Below are 16544 nucleotides of genomic sequence, written 5' to 3' on the forward strand. Positions count from 1 at the left end.
GCTTCAGAGAAATCCGAACTTATTTATTGGTATTCCGAAAACTATTTGGTGTCATACCTGTAGATTTTTTGAAGGCATTATGAAATGTCGTCTTTGAAGTAAATCCGGATTCTAATCCGATTGACAGCAGACTGTAGTTCTCATAGTCCGAGTCAAGAATCATTTCTTTCACGGCTTCAACCCGATAGTTATTTATGTAATTGGCAAAGTTATCTCCCGTAATCACATTAATGAGCTGTGAGACATATCCCGCACTTATTCCTAACTGCTCTGCTACTTTTTCTCTGTTTAGATTGCTGTCTCTATAAATCTGATGCTCTTCGCAAAGTATTTCCAGTCTCTTAAAATAAGGATTTTCTTTTGTAAAGATTTCTAAACCATTTGCATCATTCCCTTTTTTAAGAGTCACTTCTTCAACAAGCGTTTCATCGTCTAATACAGTTTTTTTATTTAGCAGTTCTTCTATTCCTATTTTATTGTCGGCCAGTCTGTATCTAAAAACACCATAATAAGCTGTACAATGAATTAAAAATGTGGCAAACAAAGCTAGAATCTGCATAATGTACGAGAGATCGTATTCAAAAAATATTCCTGTCAGAATAGCGACCATCCATGAAAGCATTAATATATAAACCAAAAACCATAAAAAAGTGATCCATTTCTTTTCCTGTTTATCTTTTGAAAATTTAATAAATCCAAAAGTATAAACAGCCATAAAAGGCATAAATATCAGAATAAGATAAAAATCAAAATTCCCTATAGTTTCTAAAATGCTTTTAAGAAAGTGCGGAATTATAAAAATATGCGCAACAGCATCACAATCATAAAAAACATTTGTAACGGCCGAATATATAAACGGAGCATACAGCCATAGAATTTTTTTGGAATTTCGAATAGGATGGTTTACCTGATGTATAACAAACATGAAAATAAAAACCGGAAAGAGAAATGCCCATTCGACATTATCAAGAAAACGCAGAACAGGCATACTGCTGTAAAGATCAATTATTTCGAAGATGAGATTAGCAATAAGCACTGAAAGCGCAAATATTGCGTAAGCCAGATATCTACTGGCATTGCTCTTAAATAATGGTGATTTTAGAATAATTGCTCCAAGAACTATTCCTTGAAAAATTGCCGTGTTAAAAAAAATAGTAAAGATCAATCTATATAGTGGTTATTTAGTTACGATGCTGTTTCTGTTTTTTTTTAGGTAATTACCTATATTTTACAGGACGAAACTATACTTAAATCATTTTATTTACTGTTAAAGGAAAGACAATTAAAACCAAATAAAAAGACAATTAATACGACCTGAATTACAAAACATTCTTCGATTATTCCGTAAAATCTGTAATAAACCAGCTTTATTTCAATGTTTCGCGCTGCTAAGAAAAAGTTAAGAAATAGCAGGAAATATACTCAGGCTATATTTTGCAAATTATAACCACATTAGCCAAAGACAACTTTCTTAATTACATTAATGGATATAAAAACATCAGTAAATAAGTACCAATTTATCCACTTTTAAGCTTTTGAAACCTTTCATACTTTTTTTTACATCAATTTTGGCTTCAAATAATTCAAATCAATTTTTATGAAAAAAATTTTATTGCTAGCTGTTTTTACAGTTTTAGGATTTGCGAATGTTAATGCCCAAGAAATTAAATTTGGAGCTAAAGCAGGTTTAAACTTTTCAACTGTTAATGGAAGTAACACCAATAACATTGACTATGTAACATCTTATCATGTTGGCGTTGTATCAGAAATTCCAATATGTGATAAATTTTCTTTCCAACCTGAAATAATGTATTCTCGCCAGGGATATAGCTTCAATAATGATGTCATTGCTATGAATTATTTGAACATTCCATTAATGGGAAAATATTACGTAACAAAAGGATTGAGTCTTGAAGCTGGACCACAAATTGGCTTTTTACTTTCTGCCAAAAATGAAGGAGTGAAAGTAACAAACTCATTTACTACTTTTGATTTTGGCGCTAATTTTGGCGTAGGCTATAAACTAGAAAACGGACTTAATTTTGGTGTCAGATACAACTTAGGAATAACTAAGGTTGATACTGATAATAGAAATGGAGTATTTCAAGCATCTGTTGGTTACTTCTTTTTCTAAACCATTAATAATCTTAAAAAAGATACCACTTTCGAGTGGTGTCTTTTTTTTCTTAAATTCAGAGAAATAATAAAACTAAATGCTCTTTGCCCCTTTATGGCATTCTTTAAGTGTTACCAAAATATTTTTCAAATAAAAACTCTTTTGACAATTAAATTAAGCTAAATAATATTTGCTAATAAAAACTAATCCATTATAGATTATGTGCGTCACTAATGGCAATAATATTGCATTTTTTTGATTCTTGCCCCTTACATATAAAAAAGCAAACAAAAGCCCTCCTACAAAGGCATATAAAAAATAAAAAATATTATATAAATGGAATGATGCAAAGACAAATGCTGATAAAAAGCAGCGATATATTAATTTCATTTTTATACTTTTTAAAATTTCAATAACAGCATACTGAAATAGTAAAGTTTCGATGAGAGGAGCAACTAAAACAAATAAAACAATTTTTTCTTTAATTGTATAATGATCATTAAAACCTTTATTTAAAGAAATATCAAAAAAATTTGAAATAACTGAAAAGAGGTAATTATTTGTAAAATTTAGAAGAATTATAAGCAATATTAGTTCCCACTGCTTAAGTCCAAATACAATATTTTTTATTCTTAAAATCATTTAATATAGTGAATCTTTAATTATTTATTTCTAATGAGTTGCAAAATACAGTGCTTCACCAAAAACTTTTCCAAAAAAAATAAAACATTAAAGTAAACAGGATACTAATAATACAATCCTTATTACTTTTAACAATTTTGGTGATTCCAACTTTTTAATATTTTTTTTCCTTTTACCATATAACATTATAGCCTTCATAACAAATAAACCTAAGGCAGAACATCAATATGAAACAACACTTTCCAATTAAAAAAACTGCTGACAATTATGTCAGCAGTTTAATTAATTATTATGGTATTACAATCTAGTTAATTAGCATTTGTAATATTTACCAGATTCATAATCAAAGCATAGATTAGGGTATTGATATCCTCCCATAGTTTGTTTTAACTCTTTTTCAGTTAATTTTTGCACATCGCTTGGAGTAAATTTTTTAATTTCTGTGTTTTTTGCGGTTTTTTTAAACATAACTTAGTAATTTAAATTGATTAATAATTTTCCAATAATTTAAAGACATTTGGAATCTCTGTCACTTCCTGCGCAGGACTTTTTTTATTTTAGAATGAAACCAAAATCACTTTACTCAAATATTCGCTACTCTACAGCAGCGACTATGATATTGCTGAACTTAAATATTTTTTAAAAAATCGTGGAGTTAAATCTGCCATAGATCACCTATTTCTATTTGTAATTATAAAACCACAACTCTATTCACAAATATTACTTTTTATAACGACATTTTCTTACGGAAAACCACATTTATATAAAAATTTAACATTTTATATAGTTTTATAACACATTAAAACTTTAAAAACATCAATAAAATCAAGGCATAGTTAAAATATTTAACAAATATTATTTTTTATTTTTATCATAAAATCACCTATAAATCGCAATTATCTTCAAAACAATATAATTAGTTAGCTTACTGTTTAAAAGAATTAGAATATCTTTTTTTGCCTTTTCTGACTCATAATCGAAATGAGGTAACATTTCAGAAATAAAATCTGAATAGCGAATTCCCGGTTCAATTTCAGATAAAGCGATTTCATCTAAATCATCCAATTCATATTTTTTAGACATTTCATTAAGTTCTTTTATTTCCAAAAAAGACGTTTCTTCCTCATCCTGTCCAATCGTGATATCAAAACCGTTAAGAAGCACGATATTAAAATCTTCGTTGTCTCTTAAACTTTTAAAATAGTTTGGTAAAGCTTCAGTATACAGATCTCTTTTCAGGAGATAATTATCAGCAAGAAACTTTTTACTTCTTAGCTCATCATCAAAATCTGAAATCAATTCTTCAACCTTCTCTTTATTAAGAAATTCGATTTCATTTTGATTTCCTTCTGCCTCATTAATTAAAGTTGTTATTTTTGAATAACATTCGGGATAGTTTCTCATAACATAAATTTCCATCGCTTTGCATACGGCAGGGTTTCTTTTATATTCTCCTAGTAAATGCAAATACTTCTTTTCGGGCACGTCCTGAAATTCTGCAAAACCATCATAGTAACCATCATTATATACTTCATCAAACAAAAAGTCCAGTTTTACTCCGATATTTTGAGCGTATTGATAAAACAAAATCTGCTCAAAAAATAAATTAAAATTAAGACAGTTAATCTTTGATGATACTGCTATATTTTTATCTAAAAAATCAATGCTAATTTTAGAGTACTGCTTAAAAAAATCAATATCATTTCCTCCTACAACTCCCATATTGCAAGCAAAATTGTTAGGCGACATATGATACTTCTCCATTTCATCCGGCATATACAAGAGTTCTGGCGAAATTTTGTCCCACATCTTAATATAATTATCGCCTGTAATTTCTAAATTTTGTGTAAGTACAGCGGCATTTCTAAATTTAGCTTCTAAAGATTCCCATACAAAAACATCTCCGTCAACGTGCAAAAAAGGTTCGTTCTGCATCTGATATACCTTAATTTTAGAAACAGCCCATAAATCTTTAGGGTAATCATTCAAATCATCTAAAACTACATGAACTTTAGTATAAGGCAAATTCAATTTTTCTATTAAAATTTCATATCCAAAACGATCTGTGTAAAGTTCAACTTCTTCATGAAATTTCACTAATTGATGACAGCTTAAAATCCAGCTGAGCCAATTATATTTATAAGAAATCCAGCCATAATTGCGGGTTAAATCAGTTAAATTTCCAGACCAAAAACTTTGTATTATTTTCATTTAAAAATGATGCTAAAAAATTATTATGTGCAATATAACCTAATTGCATGTAAGTTTTTTACGGCATTCCGTACATCAATATAGATTTTTCAATCCTAGAAAAGAATTCAATTTTTTAGTGCCTTTATAAAATTTCCTATAAAACTGTTAGGAGCCATAAAGATTCATATCCTTAAAAAGTTTCAGATTTGCCTGATATTTTTCTTTTAAATATACTTTATCAATATAAACCCCGTTATTCCTTTACAATAATTTAATGTCAGGTTTTCTTAATAACTGATTTTATATTATTAAATGTTTTCTTAAATTCGCAATTCCGTAATGAAACCATTTGTTTTCATTCTAAAATTGTGATTTTCACATCAATACCACAAAAAAGAAGCTTTATAATCTCTTAAAAACAAATATATTATAACTACAATTCAACACAATGCTTAAAAAACACAACCCCAAATTTTTATTTTTTACTCTTTTAACTTTATTTTTCTCTGTTACTGCATTTTCACAAAAAAGTATTTATGCAGGAATCGAAATTGGTCGTAGAGCTATAAAAGTCTCGGTTATTGACGTAAATAACATCAGAAAAGCCGATTATAAAATCCTTTCTTTTTGGACTGAAAGAATTCCATTTGCTGACCATATTACTGCTAATGGAGAACTTACTGCAGAAGACATCACTAAAACTAGTGTTATTGTTACCAACCAATTGCAAAAAATTAAAGCGGAAAACAAAATTCTTGAAGAAAACATTTTTGTTGTAGCTGCTCCTGTTTTTGCATCTGCCCGTAACATCGATGTATTAAAAAACAAAATCGCTCTTTTAACTAGCAAACAGCTAGAAATATTAGACGTTAACGAGGAAGCAAAAACACTTGTAAAAGGGGCTATACCGCCTGTTGATTTTGCTAATGCTTTCCTTCTTGATATTGGTGCTCAAACTACAAAAGGAGGTTATATTGACGAACTTAAAGACGGTAAATTAGAATTTGTTCCATTAGAACTTAGTTTTGGAACCATGACGCTTACTGATGCTGTAGAAAAAACAGTGGTAAATAAAAGTCAGGTGAACGATATGTCGACTTATCAAGAAAAATCTTTTGACTATAATGTAATTCTACGTAAAAAGACCAAAGAGTTATTTGATGCCAATCCTCCTTTAGCAAAAAAAGATAAACTATATTTATCTGGTGGTGCTGTTTGGGCGTTTTCAACTCTTTTCTATGATGAAAATGTGAATAAAGATCATTATGTTTCTTTAACTCTTCAAGATGTTATCGATTATGATGCTGTTCTTAAAAACAACTTCGGTAAGTTTACAAACCTTGCCAAAACAAACAAAGAGGCTGCAAGAGTTTTAAGCACTTACGATCAAAAATACTTAATTTCTGCTAACAACATTCTTGTAACTTGTCTTGAAAGTATTCCAGATTATGCTACAAAGAAAATCTACTTTGTAAAAGAAGGACAGGTAATCTGGTTGATCTCTTACATTGCAGATCGTTCGAAAAAAATAAATACTAATTTCTAAAAAAGTATTTTTCAATATTATAAAGCCTCAGAGAAATCTGGGGCTTTTTTATGCGATCTTCTCAAAATGGTTGCAACTTATAATTTGAAACCATATTTACCATTCAAAAAAGCATAGTTTTTCTTTTAAACTCTAATTTTAAAAATCAGGAAAAAATCATATATGAAATAAAACCTCCCGATTATGAAAAATTTAACCGCTTTTTTTATCGTCACACTTTTAGTAGTAACTGCCTGCAAAAAAGAAACAGCAAAAGAAAATCAAGAAACAGCAAATGCACTGTCTACTGACTCTATAACTGCTATTGCAAAAGAAGCCTGGATATACGGCTATCCAATATTTTATAATTACAAAGCCATTTACTCCGGTGCAATCAACAAAGAAGCTAAAGAATATTCAGGATTTAACAAATTCAAAAGTGTAGCTGCAAGCGCAACTCCCGCAGATACTTTAATAATAACCATAAATAACGATACTCCGTACTCAATGGCACCAATTAATGTTTCAGACGAGCCTGTTATTCTTGAAGTGCCAAAAATAGAAAACGATCGATATTATGTAATGCAGTTGGTAGATCTCTACACCTTCAATTTTGAATATGTAGGATCGCGAGCAACTGGCAATAATGCAGGTAAATATCTCATTGCAGGACCAGATTGGAAAGGAGAAACTCCTAAAGGCATTGATAAGGTTTTACATTCTGAAACCAATTTAATATATCTTGTAGGCCGTACTCAATTACACGATCCTGCCGATGTATCAAATCTTAAAAAAATACAGGCTCAATATAAATTAATTCCGTTGCATGAATATACAAAACAGCCTGCTCCTCCTGTAAAAAAATACAATTTACCTTTGCCAGTCTGGAAAGAAAGCGATTATGGTTCGCTTCAATTTATCAGTGCGTTAAATGCTTTATTACAATATGCAAACGAAGACAGTAGCGAAAAAGAACTGAGAAAGCGTTTTGCTAAAATTGGAATTGTGCCAGGGCAACCTTTTGACAGTTCAAAATATTCGCCAGAAACGATAAAAGCAATTGAAAAAGGAATTGCCGAAGCCAAACAAGAACTGGAGTCTAAAATAGACAATGTCAAAGATGCTGGAAGTCTTTTTGGTACACGTGCAGAACTTAAAAATAACTTTCTAAACCGTGCAATTGCTGCAGCTGCCGGAATATACGGAAACACCAAAGAGGAAGCTGTTTATACCGGAAGCAACGTTGATAAAAACAATCAGCAGCTTTTAGGAAACAGTAAATATGTATTAAAATTTACTAAGGATCAGTTGCCTGAAGCCAAATACTTTTGGAGCATCACGATGTACAATCTTCCTAAACGTTTTCTGATTCCAAACCCAATTAACAGATATTCTATTGGCAATAAAACCAAAGGTTTAAAATATGAGCCAAACGGAGATTTAGTTATTTATCTGCAAAGCACTTCTCCTGGAAAAGATAAAGAAAGCAACTGGCTTCCAACTCCTAAAGATGAAAAATTCATGTTTGTGATGAGAATTTACGGTCCGCAGCCAAAAGTTATTAATAACATTTGGAAAATGCCTCTTCCAGAAATTGTAAAATAAAAACCATTGCTACAGAAATAAAATCATAACCATTTTTCTAATTTTAATTTCAAATAATATGAAAAATTACAAATTATTATCAGGTCTATTTTTAGTTGCTATATCGTTACTAACTTCTTCCTGCAAACAGAATAACGGCAAATCAGAAATGGATTCTTCTACATTAAAAGATTCTACTGCTGTAACTTCTGATTCAGTCGCACAAAAAAATAGTGTTCCAGTTACTGCTGCAAATTTTAACCGCGCAGAAACAGATCTTTACTTTACGACTTCGGTTAAAGATGCTGGTAGTATTGGTAATATACATCATTATAGAACTTTAATGCCAATTGACAAACAAGCTGTAATTCGTGCCAACCGAGATGTATTGTATTCTTCTGGAGTTTATGATCTCGATGCTGGACCAATAACCGTTACACTGCCAGATCCCGGAAAACGTTTTATGTCTATGCAGACTATCGACGAAGATCACTATTCTGAAACGTATTACGCTCCCGGAACTTTTACTTTTACAAAGGAAAAAATCGGAACACGCTATCTGATGTTAGGAATAAGAACTTTTATTGATCCTAATGATCCTAATGATTTACCGAAAGTTACAGCATTGCAAGATGCAATTAAAATTAGCCAAAAAGATAAAGGAACTTTTTCGGTTCCAAATTGGGATCTAGTGAGCCAAAAGAAAGTTAGAGATTCTTTAATTGACGTTTCTAAAAAATTATCTGATACAAAAGGAATGTTTGGAGTAAAAGGTAAAGTCGATGAAACACGCCATTTATTAGGAAGCGCAACAGGATGGGGCGGAAATCCAGAAAAAGATGCACTTTATCTTTCTGTTTATCCTAAAAAAAATGACGGAAAAACGGTCTATAAACTTAAAGTTAAAAATGTTCCTGTTGATGGATTTTGGTCTATAAGCGTATACAATAAAGAAGGTTATTTTGAGAAAAACGACCTCAATATGTATACCTTAAATAACATTACAGCAAAAAAAGATGCTGACGGATCGATCACTATTCAGTTTGGAGGTTGTGACGGAAAAACACAAAATTGCATTCCTGTTGCTGCAGGCTGGAATTACTGGGTTAGACTTTATCGTCCGCACAAAGAAATACTTAATGGCTCATGGAAATTTCCTGAAGCGATTGAAGTTAAATAAATAGTATTACCAATAAAATTAAGGCTTCAGAGAAATCTGGAGCTTTTTTATTTAAATTAATTTGTTAAAAATTTTATCATCTAAAAACTATATCGTAATATTGCAATATTAATAATAATTATTATGGGAGCAACTAAGACGGAACATTTTACAGACGCACAAAATCAAATTGCTACAATTGCTAAAGCATTAGGGCATCCTGCAAGAATTGCCATAATCGAATATTTACTAAAAGTGAATGAATGTATTTGCGGTGATATTGTAAACGAATTGCCTCTTGCCCAACCTACGGTTTCTCAGCATTTAAAAGAGTTAAAAAACGCTGGCATTATAAAAGGAAATATCTCAGGAAATGCCATTTGCTATTGTATTGACGAAAAAACAATTGACATTTTAAACTCCTATTTTTTAAACATCACACAAACTATTTCAAAATCAAAATGTTGCTAAAACATTTTTTTCGACCAAGTATATCGCAATATTGCAATTAACAAATAAATAAAACAAGATGAAATTATCAGAAGTAAAACAGATTTTGCCAACATTAGATAATGTGGAATTTCAATTAGAAAACGGAACTTTTGTACCAGAACATTTTCATGTAACAGAAGTTGGAGTAGTTACCAAAAATTTTATTGATTGTGGCGGCGTAATCAGAAATGAAAAAGCAGTAAACTTTCAGCTTTGGGATGCTAACGATTTTGAACATCGTTTAAAACCTAATAAACTATTGAATATCATTCAGCTGTCTGAAGATAAATTAAATATCGAAGATTTAGAAATTGAAGTAGAATACCAAAGCAATACAATTGGCAAATATGATTTAGAATTTAATGGAAAAACGTTTATTCTAAAAAATAAAACAACGGCTTGTTTAGCACAAGATGCTTGCGGAATTCCAGCAGAAAAACAAAAAATCAATCTTACTCAATTAACTAATGACTCTGCTTCTTGCTGTACTCCAAATTCAGGATGCTGTTAAAAATGAGATCGCAAATCTTTAAATACAAAAAACCAATTGTAATAACCTCATCTGTTATTTTACTACAGCTTATTTTTGGTTTTGAACCCAAATTCTGTATTATAAATATCATCTGGTTATTTGTTTAATTATGAAAAAGAAAATATTAATACTTTGCACCGGCAATAGCTGCAGAAGCCAGATTGCCGAAGGTTACATGAAGTTTTTTACTGGAAATAATGCTGAGGTTTACAGTGCGGGTGTAGAAACTCATGGCGTTAATCCAAAAGCTATTTCGATAATGAAAGAAGATGGAATAGATATTTCAAATCATACATCAAATAATATTGATGAATATGTTCATATCGATTTTGATTTTGTGATTACAGTCTGTGATAATGCTAAAGAGCGATGTCCGTTTTTTCCAACCAACGCTGTTAAATATCATTACAACTTTCCTGATCCTGCAAAAGCAACAGGAACAGATTCTGAAATCATGGCGCAATTTAGAGCCGTGAGAGAACAGATAAAAGAGTATTGCAGAAATTTTGCTACAGAAAATCTAAATTAACATTATTTAATATTCCGTTAGGAATATCTCATCGGTAGAAAAAAAATAATATCGTTTTACATTGTGTCCTGTAAGGACACCTGATTTGTGAAACAATTACCGATCAAACGTTCCTACGGAACGTATAATCATGGTTCATGCTAATTTTTACCAACGAGACGTTCCTACGGAACGTGTAATCGTGATTTAAATTTCGTTTCTACCGATGAAACATTCCTACGGAATGAATTGCTCCAGATTTCTTTTGGAGCTTTTTTATTTAACCTCAGCATAAGATTGTTTAATCTGCATTTCATTAATTATATCCAACAATTCCATTTCATCGATTGGAAATAATTGGAGCGCTTGTTCTAAAACCAATCCTACATCTATAGACAACTTTTGTCCATTATCTTGTTCTAATGCCAAAATACACAGTTTTAGCATATTTGTTATTACACAGCCTAATTCGGAGTAATTTAAAACCTTGATTTCTGCGTTGTAACCTTTATCAGCCGTTTTTAAAATATTTAAATATTGAGCTGATTGTTTTTTGAGGTACTCTATTTCTGCCACTTCCATTCTTTCAATTTTATATCATTTTCAATAATTCAAATGTCATAATATATTTTCACTAATCGGTTATCTTATATGATAACAATGCTTAATATTCCGTTAGGAATATCTCGTCGGTAGAAAAAAAAATATCGTTTTGCTTTGTGTCCTGTAGGGACACCTGATTTGCGAAAATTTTACCAATCAAACGTTCCTACGGAACGTGTAATCGTGATTTAAATTTCGTTTCTACCGATGAGACGTTCCTACGGAACGTATATTCCTGATTCAAATCTCGTTTCTACCGATGAAACATTCCTACGGAATGAGTTGCTTCAAAAATCTTGTGTGTATTTTTAAACATGACTTCATTAGATATAAAAACCAAAAATGCGCAAACCCAAAAAGGGCTTACGCATTTTTTCTGATGAAACATTATAAAAAACGCCGTTTATCTTCTTCTTCCGCCGCCTCCGCCTCCGAAGCCACCGCCTCCCATACTACGAGAACCGCCTCCCATTTGGCCAGCGCTTGGTCTTGACGAAGCACCTCCGCCTCTATTAAAATTGGATCCTGAAGAACTTCCTCTATTAAGATTTGAAGTCCCTGCACTTGGCGATGCACTTTGTCTCGTTCTTCCAGATGCACTAGTATTTCCTGCACGATTAGAATTTCCTGCCGATGGACGTGTACTTGCCGACGGACGTGAATTACCTCGATTTGTATTGTATCTATTATTGGTCGAATTGTCTCGTACTGTATTAGATCTTGATCGATTATTATTGTAATTATTAAAATTGTTTCTATTATTAATATATACGTTGTTTCCGCCATGATAATGTCCACCATGATAACCGTGATGGTGGTAATAATGGTTGTGACGATAAATCCCTACTGCCATTACGGTAAAAGCAGCAAAGTAAGGCGGGTAAAATCCGTAATAATATGGTGGGTAATACGGAACGTAAGCAGGCGAATATACATATTGTACAATGGGCACCGTTTCTACTACAACCGCTGTTACAGCTGGTGCGCTTTGTACGGGTTCATCTCCTGTATAGGCAGGATTTGCTGTTTTTGCTGGTGAAGATTTAGCAACTGGCTCAATGACATAATCTTTTCCGTACAGTAGCTCATCGCCTACAATTTGCATTTTTACTTTGCCATTTTTGTCTTTATCGACCAAAATAACGGCAACGTCTTGATTTTCATTTTTATTTACAGCAACCTGAAGAACAAAAGTAAACGAGTTACCGTTTTTCTTTGTGATTACTTTTATAAAGTCTACTTTTTTATCCAGATTCAAGTCTAGATTATTGATTCCTGTTTTCTCCAGATTCAGATTTTTTTCAAATTCCTCAATGGTTTTTGATTTCTGAAACAGGGACATCACTGCATACAAATCAAGATTGTCGCCCGGAAGTCCAAGTTCTGGACCATCGTTTTCAGCTTGACAAAAAATCAGCTGGGCAGACATGATTAATGCGACTGTCAAATATTTTGTAAATATCTTTATCATAGTAAGAGTATAAAATATTAATAAGAGGAGTAGAAAATGATTCTTTCTATACTTTCTACTCTGTACCCAGAAATCGGCTAGTGTTTTTTGGTTTTATCCAATTCTCCAATGAAAGGAATAACATCTTGAATCTCTGCTCGTATAGTCACTTGCAAATACTGCTCGAGCTGTACAAATTTTGCCGCATTGATTCCACCAATAACTTTTACCAATTTAGAATGTGTTTTGGCAAGGAGTTTTTCAGATTCTTGATTGTATTTCAAATTCTTTGAAGTTAATTCTGTTGCTTTCGCATCACTCAAGGTGGCATAATTCTTTCCGTAATCTTCTAAAATCAGAATCTTTTGCTGACTTAAGGCTTTGCGTTCCGTTTCATATTTATCATAAATAGGTTTAAATGCTGCAGCTTGCGTATCAGATAAGTTTAAGTATTCTTCGACTACATCGGCTTTCGATTTCCCATAAAGGTCTTGGATTAAATTAATCTCGTCAACAGAAGTCTGCGCTACGGCATTCAATCCAAAAGCTAACGACAGTACAAATAGTATTTTTTTCATATCTTTATTTTATAAGTTTATTGTGCAAAAAGGCTATTTACTCTACCAATCCATCAGAAGCGCTCATATCTCTTACGCACACATATTTGCCATCTCTTTTTTCGAAAAAGCTCATGTAGTTTCCGGTATTAATTGGCGTTTTAGTTGAATCAGTCACTTTATAATATCCTATTTCTACAACCATATTGCCATCCTTAGAAACAAAAACTTCTTTGGTTTCAAATGATATTGTATTGGTATTATTAGTTAAATCTGATTTTAAAAATTCATATCTCGCCTCTTTACCAATAATTGGTGGCCTGTTCTGATAAAAAGTGATTGCATCGTCTGCATAATATCCAATCTCTTTCAGCTGGCCAGCATTGTATGTTGCTGCATATTCATTTTCTTTTGCCTGAATTTGCTTCTTAACTTCTTTTAAGTCAATTACAGTATTTTCGTCCTTTTTTGTATTGCAGGAAATCAATAAAACACAGAATCCTGCAAGAACCCCTCTTGTAATTATTTTACTTTTCATATACATTTAATTTTCAAGTTGATATAAGATTATTTCCTTTTACAAACAGGTTCAAAAATTTGTTCGTAAACACAGGTCTTTTTAATATTCTTCAAATATCTTTTGGAGTTCTGCTAAACTTCTTTGTTTCAATAATGCTACCGACAATAAGATTCTAGATTTCTGCGGATTCAAAGCGTATGAAGCGATAAGTCCAAGTTCATCATCATTGCATTCTACATTACGGCTTACAAGTCCAGTTGCAACACGTGTGCTTCTAACTACGATAATTCCTTTTTTACTGGCTCTTGCACAAGCATCTAGCGAAGCTTTGTTCATATTTCCGTTTCCAACCCCAGCAATTACAATTCCTTTAGCACCACGTTCTATCGAAGCATCAATTAAATCTGACTTCATATCGGCATCGGCATAAATAATATCTACGCGAGGAAAAGAGCTAACACCTTTTACATCAAATTCTGAGTTTTTCCCAAATTTTTGACTAGGGTAATTAAAGAAATCGTTTGTTCCGTAAGAAGTAATACCGATAAGTCCACGAAGCGGAGACATAAAAGTCTGAACAGCCGTTGTACTCACTTTTGTTAAAGATTGTGCTGAATGAATCCAATCATTCATCACCAAAAGCACTCCGCGTCCTTTTGCTTTAGGATCGCCAGCTACAGCAATCGCATTATAAAGATTTAAAGGTCCGTCTGCACTAATCGCTGTTGACGGACGCATTGATCCTACAAGCACAACTGGTTTATCTGTTTTTGTAGTTAGATTTAAAAAAAAGGCCGTTTCTTCCATCGTATCGGTTCCGTGCGTGATTACAAAACCGTCTACATCGTTGCTATTAGCCAATTCATTAATTCGATTAGCTACTTTCAGCATAATTTCAAATGACATATCCTGAGATCCAACATTTGCTATTTGTTCGCCTTTTATATCTGCCACTTTTAAAGCATCGGGAATTGCATTTACCATCGCATCAATAGTAACCTGACCCGAAGTATATCCTGACTGTACTCCAGTTTTAGCAGAACCGGCAATTGTTCCGCCAGTTGCCAATATTAGCACTTTAGGTTTAACCTGTGCGAACATGCTCATATTCAATGACAATATCAGCAGTAAAAGTATTTTTTTGTAAAAGTTGATATTTAATTTCATCATTTTGTCGTTTTTGATTGAAGATTATTTTTGGCCTGTTAAAGTTGCTGGATCAAGCAGTTTTTTAATTTGATCTTCTGTCAGCAATTTCTTTTCACGTATAAGTTCTAAGATTCCTTTATTGGTTGCTAGTGCTTCTTTGGCCAATTCTGTTGTTTTTTCGTAACCTAGAATAGGATTTAGAGCTGTTACAACACCAACACTTCTATCCATATAATGCGCCAAAACGTCTTTGTTTACTGTAATGCCATCAATACAGTTTTTTCTAAACAATGGCATTGCTTTAAAAAATAATCCTTGAGATTCCATCATGGCAATGGCCTGAACAGGTTCAAAAGCATTTAACTGCAATAAACCAGATTGTGCGGCAACCGTTACGGTCAAATCATTCCCCATTACTTTAAAACACAATTGATTCATCAATTCTGGCATAACCGGATTTACTTTTCCTGGCATAATTGAAGATCCAGGCTGAAGTGCTGGCAAATTGATTTCGAAAAAACCAGTACGAGGACCAGAAGCCAAAATGATCAAATCGCTGCTTATTTTTGCCAAAGCAACTGCCATGCTTTTTAGTGTAGAAGAATACATTACAAAACCTTGTTGGCTAGTTGTGGCGGCAATAAGATCTTTGCTCATTACAATTGGTTTTCCTGTAATTTTTGCCAAATGCTCAGCTACTTTTTCAGCATAACCTGGAGAAGCTGTAATTCCTGTCCCGATTGCTGTAGCTCCCATATTTTGTTCGCATAAATAAACTTCTGCCTTTTTTAAAGCACTAATTTCTGCGTCAAGCTGATTCCCGAAGGCATGAAATTCCTGGCCTACTGTCATTGGTACAGCATCTTGCCCTTCGGTTCTTCCCATTTTTAGGATGTCTTTAAATTCATCACCTTTTTTATGGAAAGCTTTAGCCAAAAGATCTGCCTCTTTAAGCAATTTGTCATTATGAAGCAGCAACGCCACTTTTATCGCTGTTGGGTACACATCATTTGTTGATTGTCCCATATTAAGATCATCGTGAGGCTCAATGTATTGATATTCTCCTTTTTTATGTCCGCTCAGTTCTAATGCAATATTGGCTAAAACTTCGTTTACATTCATATTGGCAGAAGTACCAGCACCACCTTGATACAAATCGACCAAAAATTGATCATGATATTTGCCGTCAATTACAGCTTGGCAAGCTTTTTCTATCGCAGCAAGTCTATCTTTTTTAAGTCGACCGACATCAGCATTGGCGCGTGCCGCTGCTAATTTAACCATTGCAAAGGCTTTTACATAATCAGGATAAGATTGCGTAGTCAAGCTACTTATCTGAAAATTTTCTAACGCACGTGCTGTCTGCACACCGTAATAAGCATTTGCAGGGATTTGTTTTTCTCCTAGAAGATCTTTTTCAGTTCGGGTTTGAGCATTAAGAATGCCTAAAGACAATCCGAACAATAGCAGGTATTGTACAGTTTTACACATATTTTCTTTTTTTTATTAATTAA

Annotated in this window: 17 protein-coding genes; 7 read left to right on the plus strand and 10 right to left on the minus strand. The window is 32.5% G+C overall.

The genetic code is table 11. The annotated features are described in order from the left end of the window. Positions 1–19: 19 nt before the first annotated feature. Positions 20–1165 carry a helix-turn-helix domain-containing protein gene (locus tag LPB248_RS06430; RefSeq protein WP_177210705.1) on the minus strand — a complete coding sequence of 382 codons (1146 nt, stop codon included), beginning with the start codon at positions 1163–1165 and terminating at the stop codon, positions 20–22. Positions 1166–1597: 432 nt separating this feature from the next. Between LPB248_RS06430 and LPB248_RS06435 the strand changes: the two genes are divergently transcribed. Next, positions 1598–2134 carry a porin family protein gene (locus LPB248_RS06435; protein ID WP_177210706.1) on the plus strand — a complete coding sequence of 179 codons (537 nt, stop codon included), beginning with the start codon at positions 1598–1600 and terminating at the stop codon, positions 2132–2134. 156 nt (positions 2135–2290) lie between these two features. On the opposite strand, the gene LPB248_RS06440 is transcribed toward LPB248_RS06435, so the two are convergent. The 3 genes from LPB248_RS06440 to LPB248_RS06450 all read right to left on the minus strand — a co-directional run bounded on the left by LPB248_RS06440 (position 2291) and on the right by LPB248_RS06450 (position 4969). After that, on the minus strand, positions 2291–2758 hold the full coding sequence (locus LPB248_RS06440; protein ID WP_177210707.1) for a CPBP family intramembrane glutamic endopeptidase: 468 nt from the start codon (positions 2756–2758) through the stop codon (positions 2291–2293). Positions 2759–3070: 312 nt separating this feature from the next. Continuing rightward, on the minus strand, positions 3071–3226 hold the full coding sequence (locus LPB248_RS06445) for a hypothetical protein (RefSeq protein ID WP_157957641.1): 156 nt from the start codon (positions 3224–3226) through the stop codon (positions 3071–3073). Between the two features lie 411 nt (positions 3227–3637). Further along, positions 3638–4969 (minus strand): DUF6734 family protein, encoded by a 1332-nt coding sequence (locus LPB248_RS06450; protein ID WP_177210708.1) that lies wholly within the window; start codon positions 4967–4969, stop codon positions 3638–3640. 430 nt (positions 4970–5399) lie between these two features. Here LPB248_RS06450 and LPB248_RS06455 point away from each other — a divergent pair, with 430 nt between their 5' ends. The 6 genes from LPB248_RS06455 to LPB248_RS06480 all read left to right on the plus strand — a co-directional run bounded on the left by LPB248_RS06455 (position 5400) and on the right by LPB248_RS06480 (position 10772). Then, entirely contained in the window at positions 5400–6497 is a 1098-nt protein-coding gene (locus LPB248_RS06455; protein ID WP_177210709.1) for an exopolyphosphatase, read from the plus strand. 183 nt (positions 6498–6680) lie between these two features. Continuing rightward, positions 6681–8081: a DUF1254 domain-containing protein gene (locus LPB248_RS06460; protein WP_177210710.1), complete on the plus strand. Its 1401-nt coding sequence runs from the start codon at positions 6681–6683 to the stop codon at positions 8079–8081. A gap of 58 nt (positions 8082–8139) precedes the next feature. Beyond that, positions 8140–9240 (plus strand): DUF1214 domain-containing protein, encoded by a 1101-nt coding sequence (locus tag LPB248_RS06465; RefSeq protein ID WP_177210711.1) that lies wholly within the window; start codon positions 8140–8142, stop codon positions 9238–9240. Positions 9241–9363: 123 nt separating this feature from the next. Further along, complete coding sequence (locus tag LPB248_RS06470) at positions 9364–9690, plus strand: ArsR/SmtB family transcription factor (protein WP_111362835.1); 327 nt, start codon at positions 9364–9366, stop codon at positions 9688–9690. 58 nt (positions 9691–9748) lie between these two features. After that, entirely contained in the window at positions 9749–10222 is a 474-nt protein-coding gene (locus LPB248_RS06475; protein WP_177210712.1) for a DUF6428 family protein, read from the plus strand. Positions 10223–10352: 130 nt separating this feature from the next. Then, complete coding sequence (locus LPB248_RS06480; RefSeq protein ID WP_177210713.1) at positions 10353–10772, plus strand: arsenate reductase ArsC; 420 nt, start codon at positions 10353–10355, stop codon at positions 10770–10772. A gap of 255 nt (positions 10773–11027) precedes the next feature. On the opposite strand, the gene LPB248_RS06485 is transcribed toward LPB248_RS06480, so the two are convergent. From LPB248_RS06485 to LPB248_RS06510, 6 genes are all read right to left on the minus strand, one after another. Next, positions 11028–11333: a hypothetical protein gene (locus LPB248_RS06485; RefSeq protein WP_317168853.1), complete on the minus strand. Its 306-nt coding sequence runs from the start codon at positions 11331–11333 to the stop codon at positions 11028–11030. A 424-nt stretch (positions 11334–11757) separates the two neighbouring features. Continuing rightward, entirely contained in the window at positions 11758–12825 is a 1068-nt protein-coding gene (locus tag LPB248_RS06490; protein ID WP_255463030.1) for a hypothetical protein, read from the minus strand. Between the two features lie 77 nt (positions 12826–12902). Continuing rightward, the gene (locus LPB248_RS06495; RefSeq protein WP_177210714.1) at positions 12903–13382 is read right to left on the minus strand and encodes a hypothetical protein; all 480 of its coding nucleotides are present in this window, start codon (positions 13380–13382) and stop codon (positions 12903–12905) included. A gap of 37 nt (positions 13383–13419) precedes the next feature. Continuing rightward, positions 13420–13899, minus strand: a complete 480-nt coding sequence (locus tag LPB248_RS06500) for a YybH family protein (RefSeq protein WP_177210715.1) — start codon at positions 13897–13899, stop codon at positions 13420–13422. A gap of 81 nt (positions 13900–13980) precedes the next feature. Beyond that, positions 13981–15051: a type II asparaginase gene (locus LPB248_RS06505; protein ID WP_255463031.1), complete on the minus strand. Its 1071-nt coding sequence runs from the start codon at positions 15049–15051 to the stop codon at positions 13981–13983. 21 nt (positions 15052–15072) lie between these two features. Continuing rightward, the gene (locus LPB248_RS06510) at positions 15073–16521 is read right to left on the minus strand and encodes an aspartate ammonia-lyase (RefSeq protein ID WP_177210716.1); all 1449 of its coding nucleotides are present in this window, start codon (positions 16519–16521) and stop codon (positions 15073–15075) included. Between the last annotated feature and the right edge of the window lie 23 nt (positions 16522–16544).

It is taken from the genome of Flavobacterium sp. LPB0248 (genome assembly GCF_013388355.1).
GTDB lineage: Bacteria > Bacteroidota > Bacteroidia > Flavobacteriales > Flavobacteriaceae > Flavobacterium.

Bases quoted from the DNA above. Each gene is read 5' to 3' on its own strand.
- LPB248_RS06465 (WP_177210711.1), top strand. From the start codon at position 8,140: ATGAAAAATTACAAATTATTATCAGGTCTATTTTTAGTTGCTATATCG.
- LPB248_RS06470 (WP_111362835.1), top strand. From the start codon at position 9,364: ATGGGAGCAACTAAGACGGAACATTTTACAGACGCACAAAATCAAATT.
- LPB248_RS06495 (WP_177210714.1), bottom strand. From the start codon at position 13,382: ATGAAAAAAATACTATTTGTACTGTCGTTAGCTTTTGGATTGAATGCC.
- LPB248_RS06505 (WP_255463031.1), bottom strand. From the start codon at position 15,051: ATGATGAAATTAAATATCAACTTTTACAAAAAAATACTTTTACTGCTG.
- LPB248_RS06500 (WP_177210715.1), bottom strand. From the start codon at position 13,899: ATGAAAAGTAAAATAATTACAAGAGGGGTTCTTGCAGGATTCTGTGTT.
- LPB248_RS06490 (WP_255463030.1), bottom strand. From the start codon at position 12,825: ATGATAAAGATATTTACAAAATATTTGACAGTCGCATTAATCATGTCT.
- LPB248_RS06510 (WP_177210716.1), bottom strand. From the start codon at position 16,521: ATGTGTAAAACTGTACAATACCTGCTATTGTTCGGATTGTCTTTAGGC.
- LPB248_RS06445 (WP_157957641.1), bottom strand. From the start codon at position 3,226: ATGTTTAAAAAAACCGCAAAAAACACAGAAATTAAAAAATTTACTCCA.
- LPB248_RS06460 (WP_177210710.1), top strand. From the start codon at position 6,681: ATGAAAAATTTAACCGCTTTTTTTATCGTCACACTTTTAGTAGTAACT.
- LPB248_RS06455 (WP_177210709.1), top strand. From the start codon at position 5,400: ATGCTTAAAAAACACAACCCCAAATTTTTATTTTTTACTCTTTTAACT.
- LPB248_RS06475 (WP_177210712.1), top strand. From the start codon at position 9,749: ATGAAATTATCAGAAGTAAAACAGATTTTGCCAACATTAGATAATGTG.
- LPB248_RS06435 (WP_177210706.1), top strand. From the start codon at position 1,598: ATGAAAAAAATTTTATTGCTAGCTGTTTTTACAGTTTTAGGATTTGCG.
- LPB248_RS06450 (WP_177210708.1), bottom strand. From the start codon at position 4,969: ATGAAAATAATACAAAGTTTTTGGTCTGGAAATTTAACTGATTTAACC.
- LPB248_RS06440 (WP_177210707.1), bottom strand. From the start codon at position 2,758: ATGATTTTAAGAATAAAAAATATTGTATTTGGACTTAAGCAGTGGGAA.
- LPB248_RS06485 (WP_317168853.1), bottom strand. From the start codon at position 11,333: ATGGAAGTGGCAGAAATAGAGTACCTCAAAAAACAATCAGCTCAATAT.
- LPB248_RS06480 (WP_177210713.1), top strand. From the start codon at position 10,353: ATGAAAAAGAAAATATTAATACTTTGCACCGGCAATAGCTGCAGAAGC.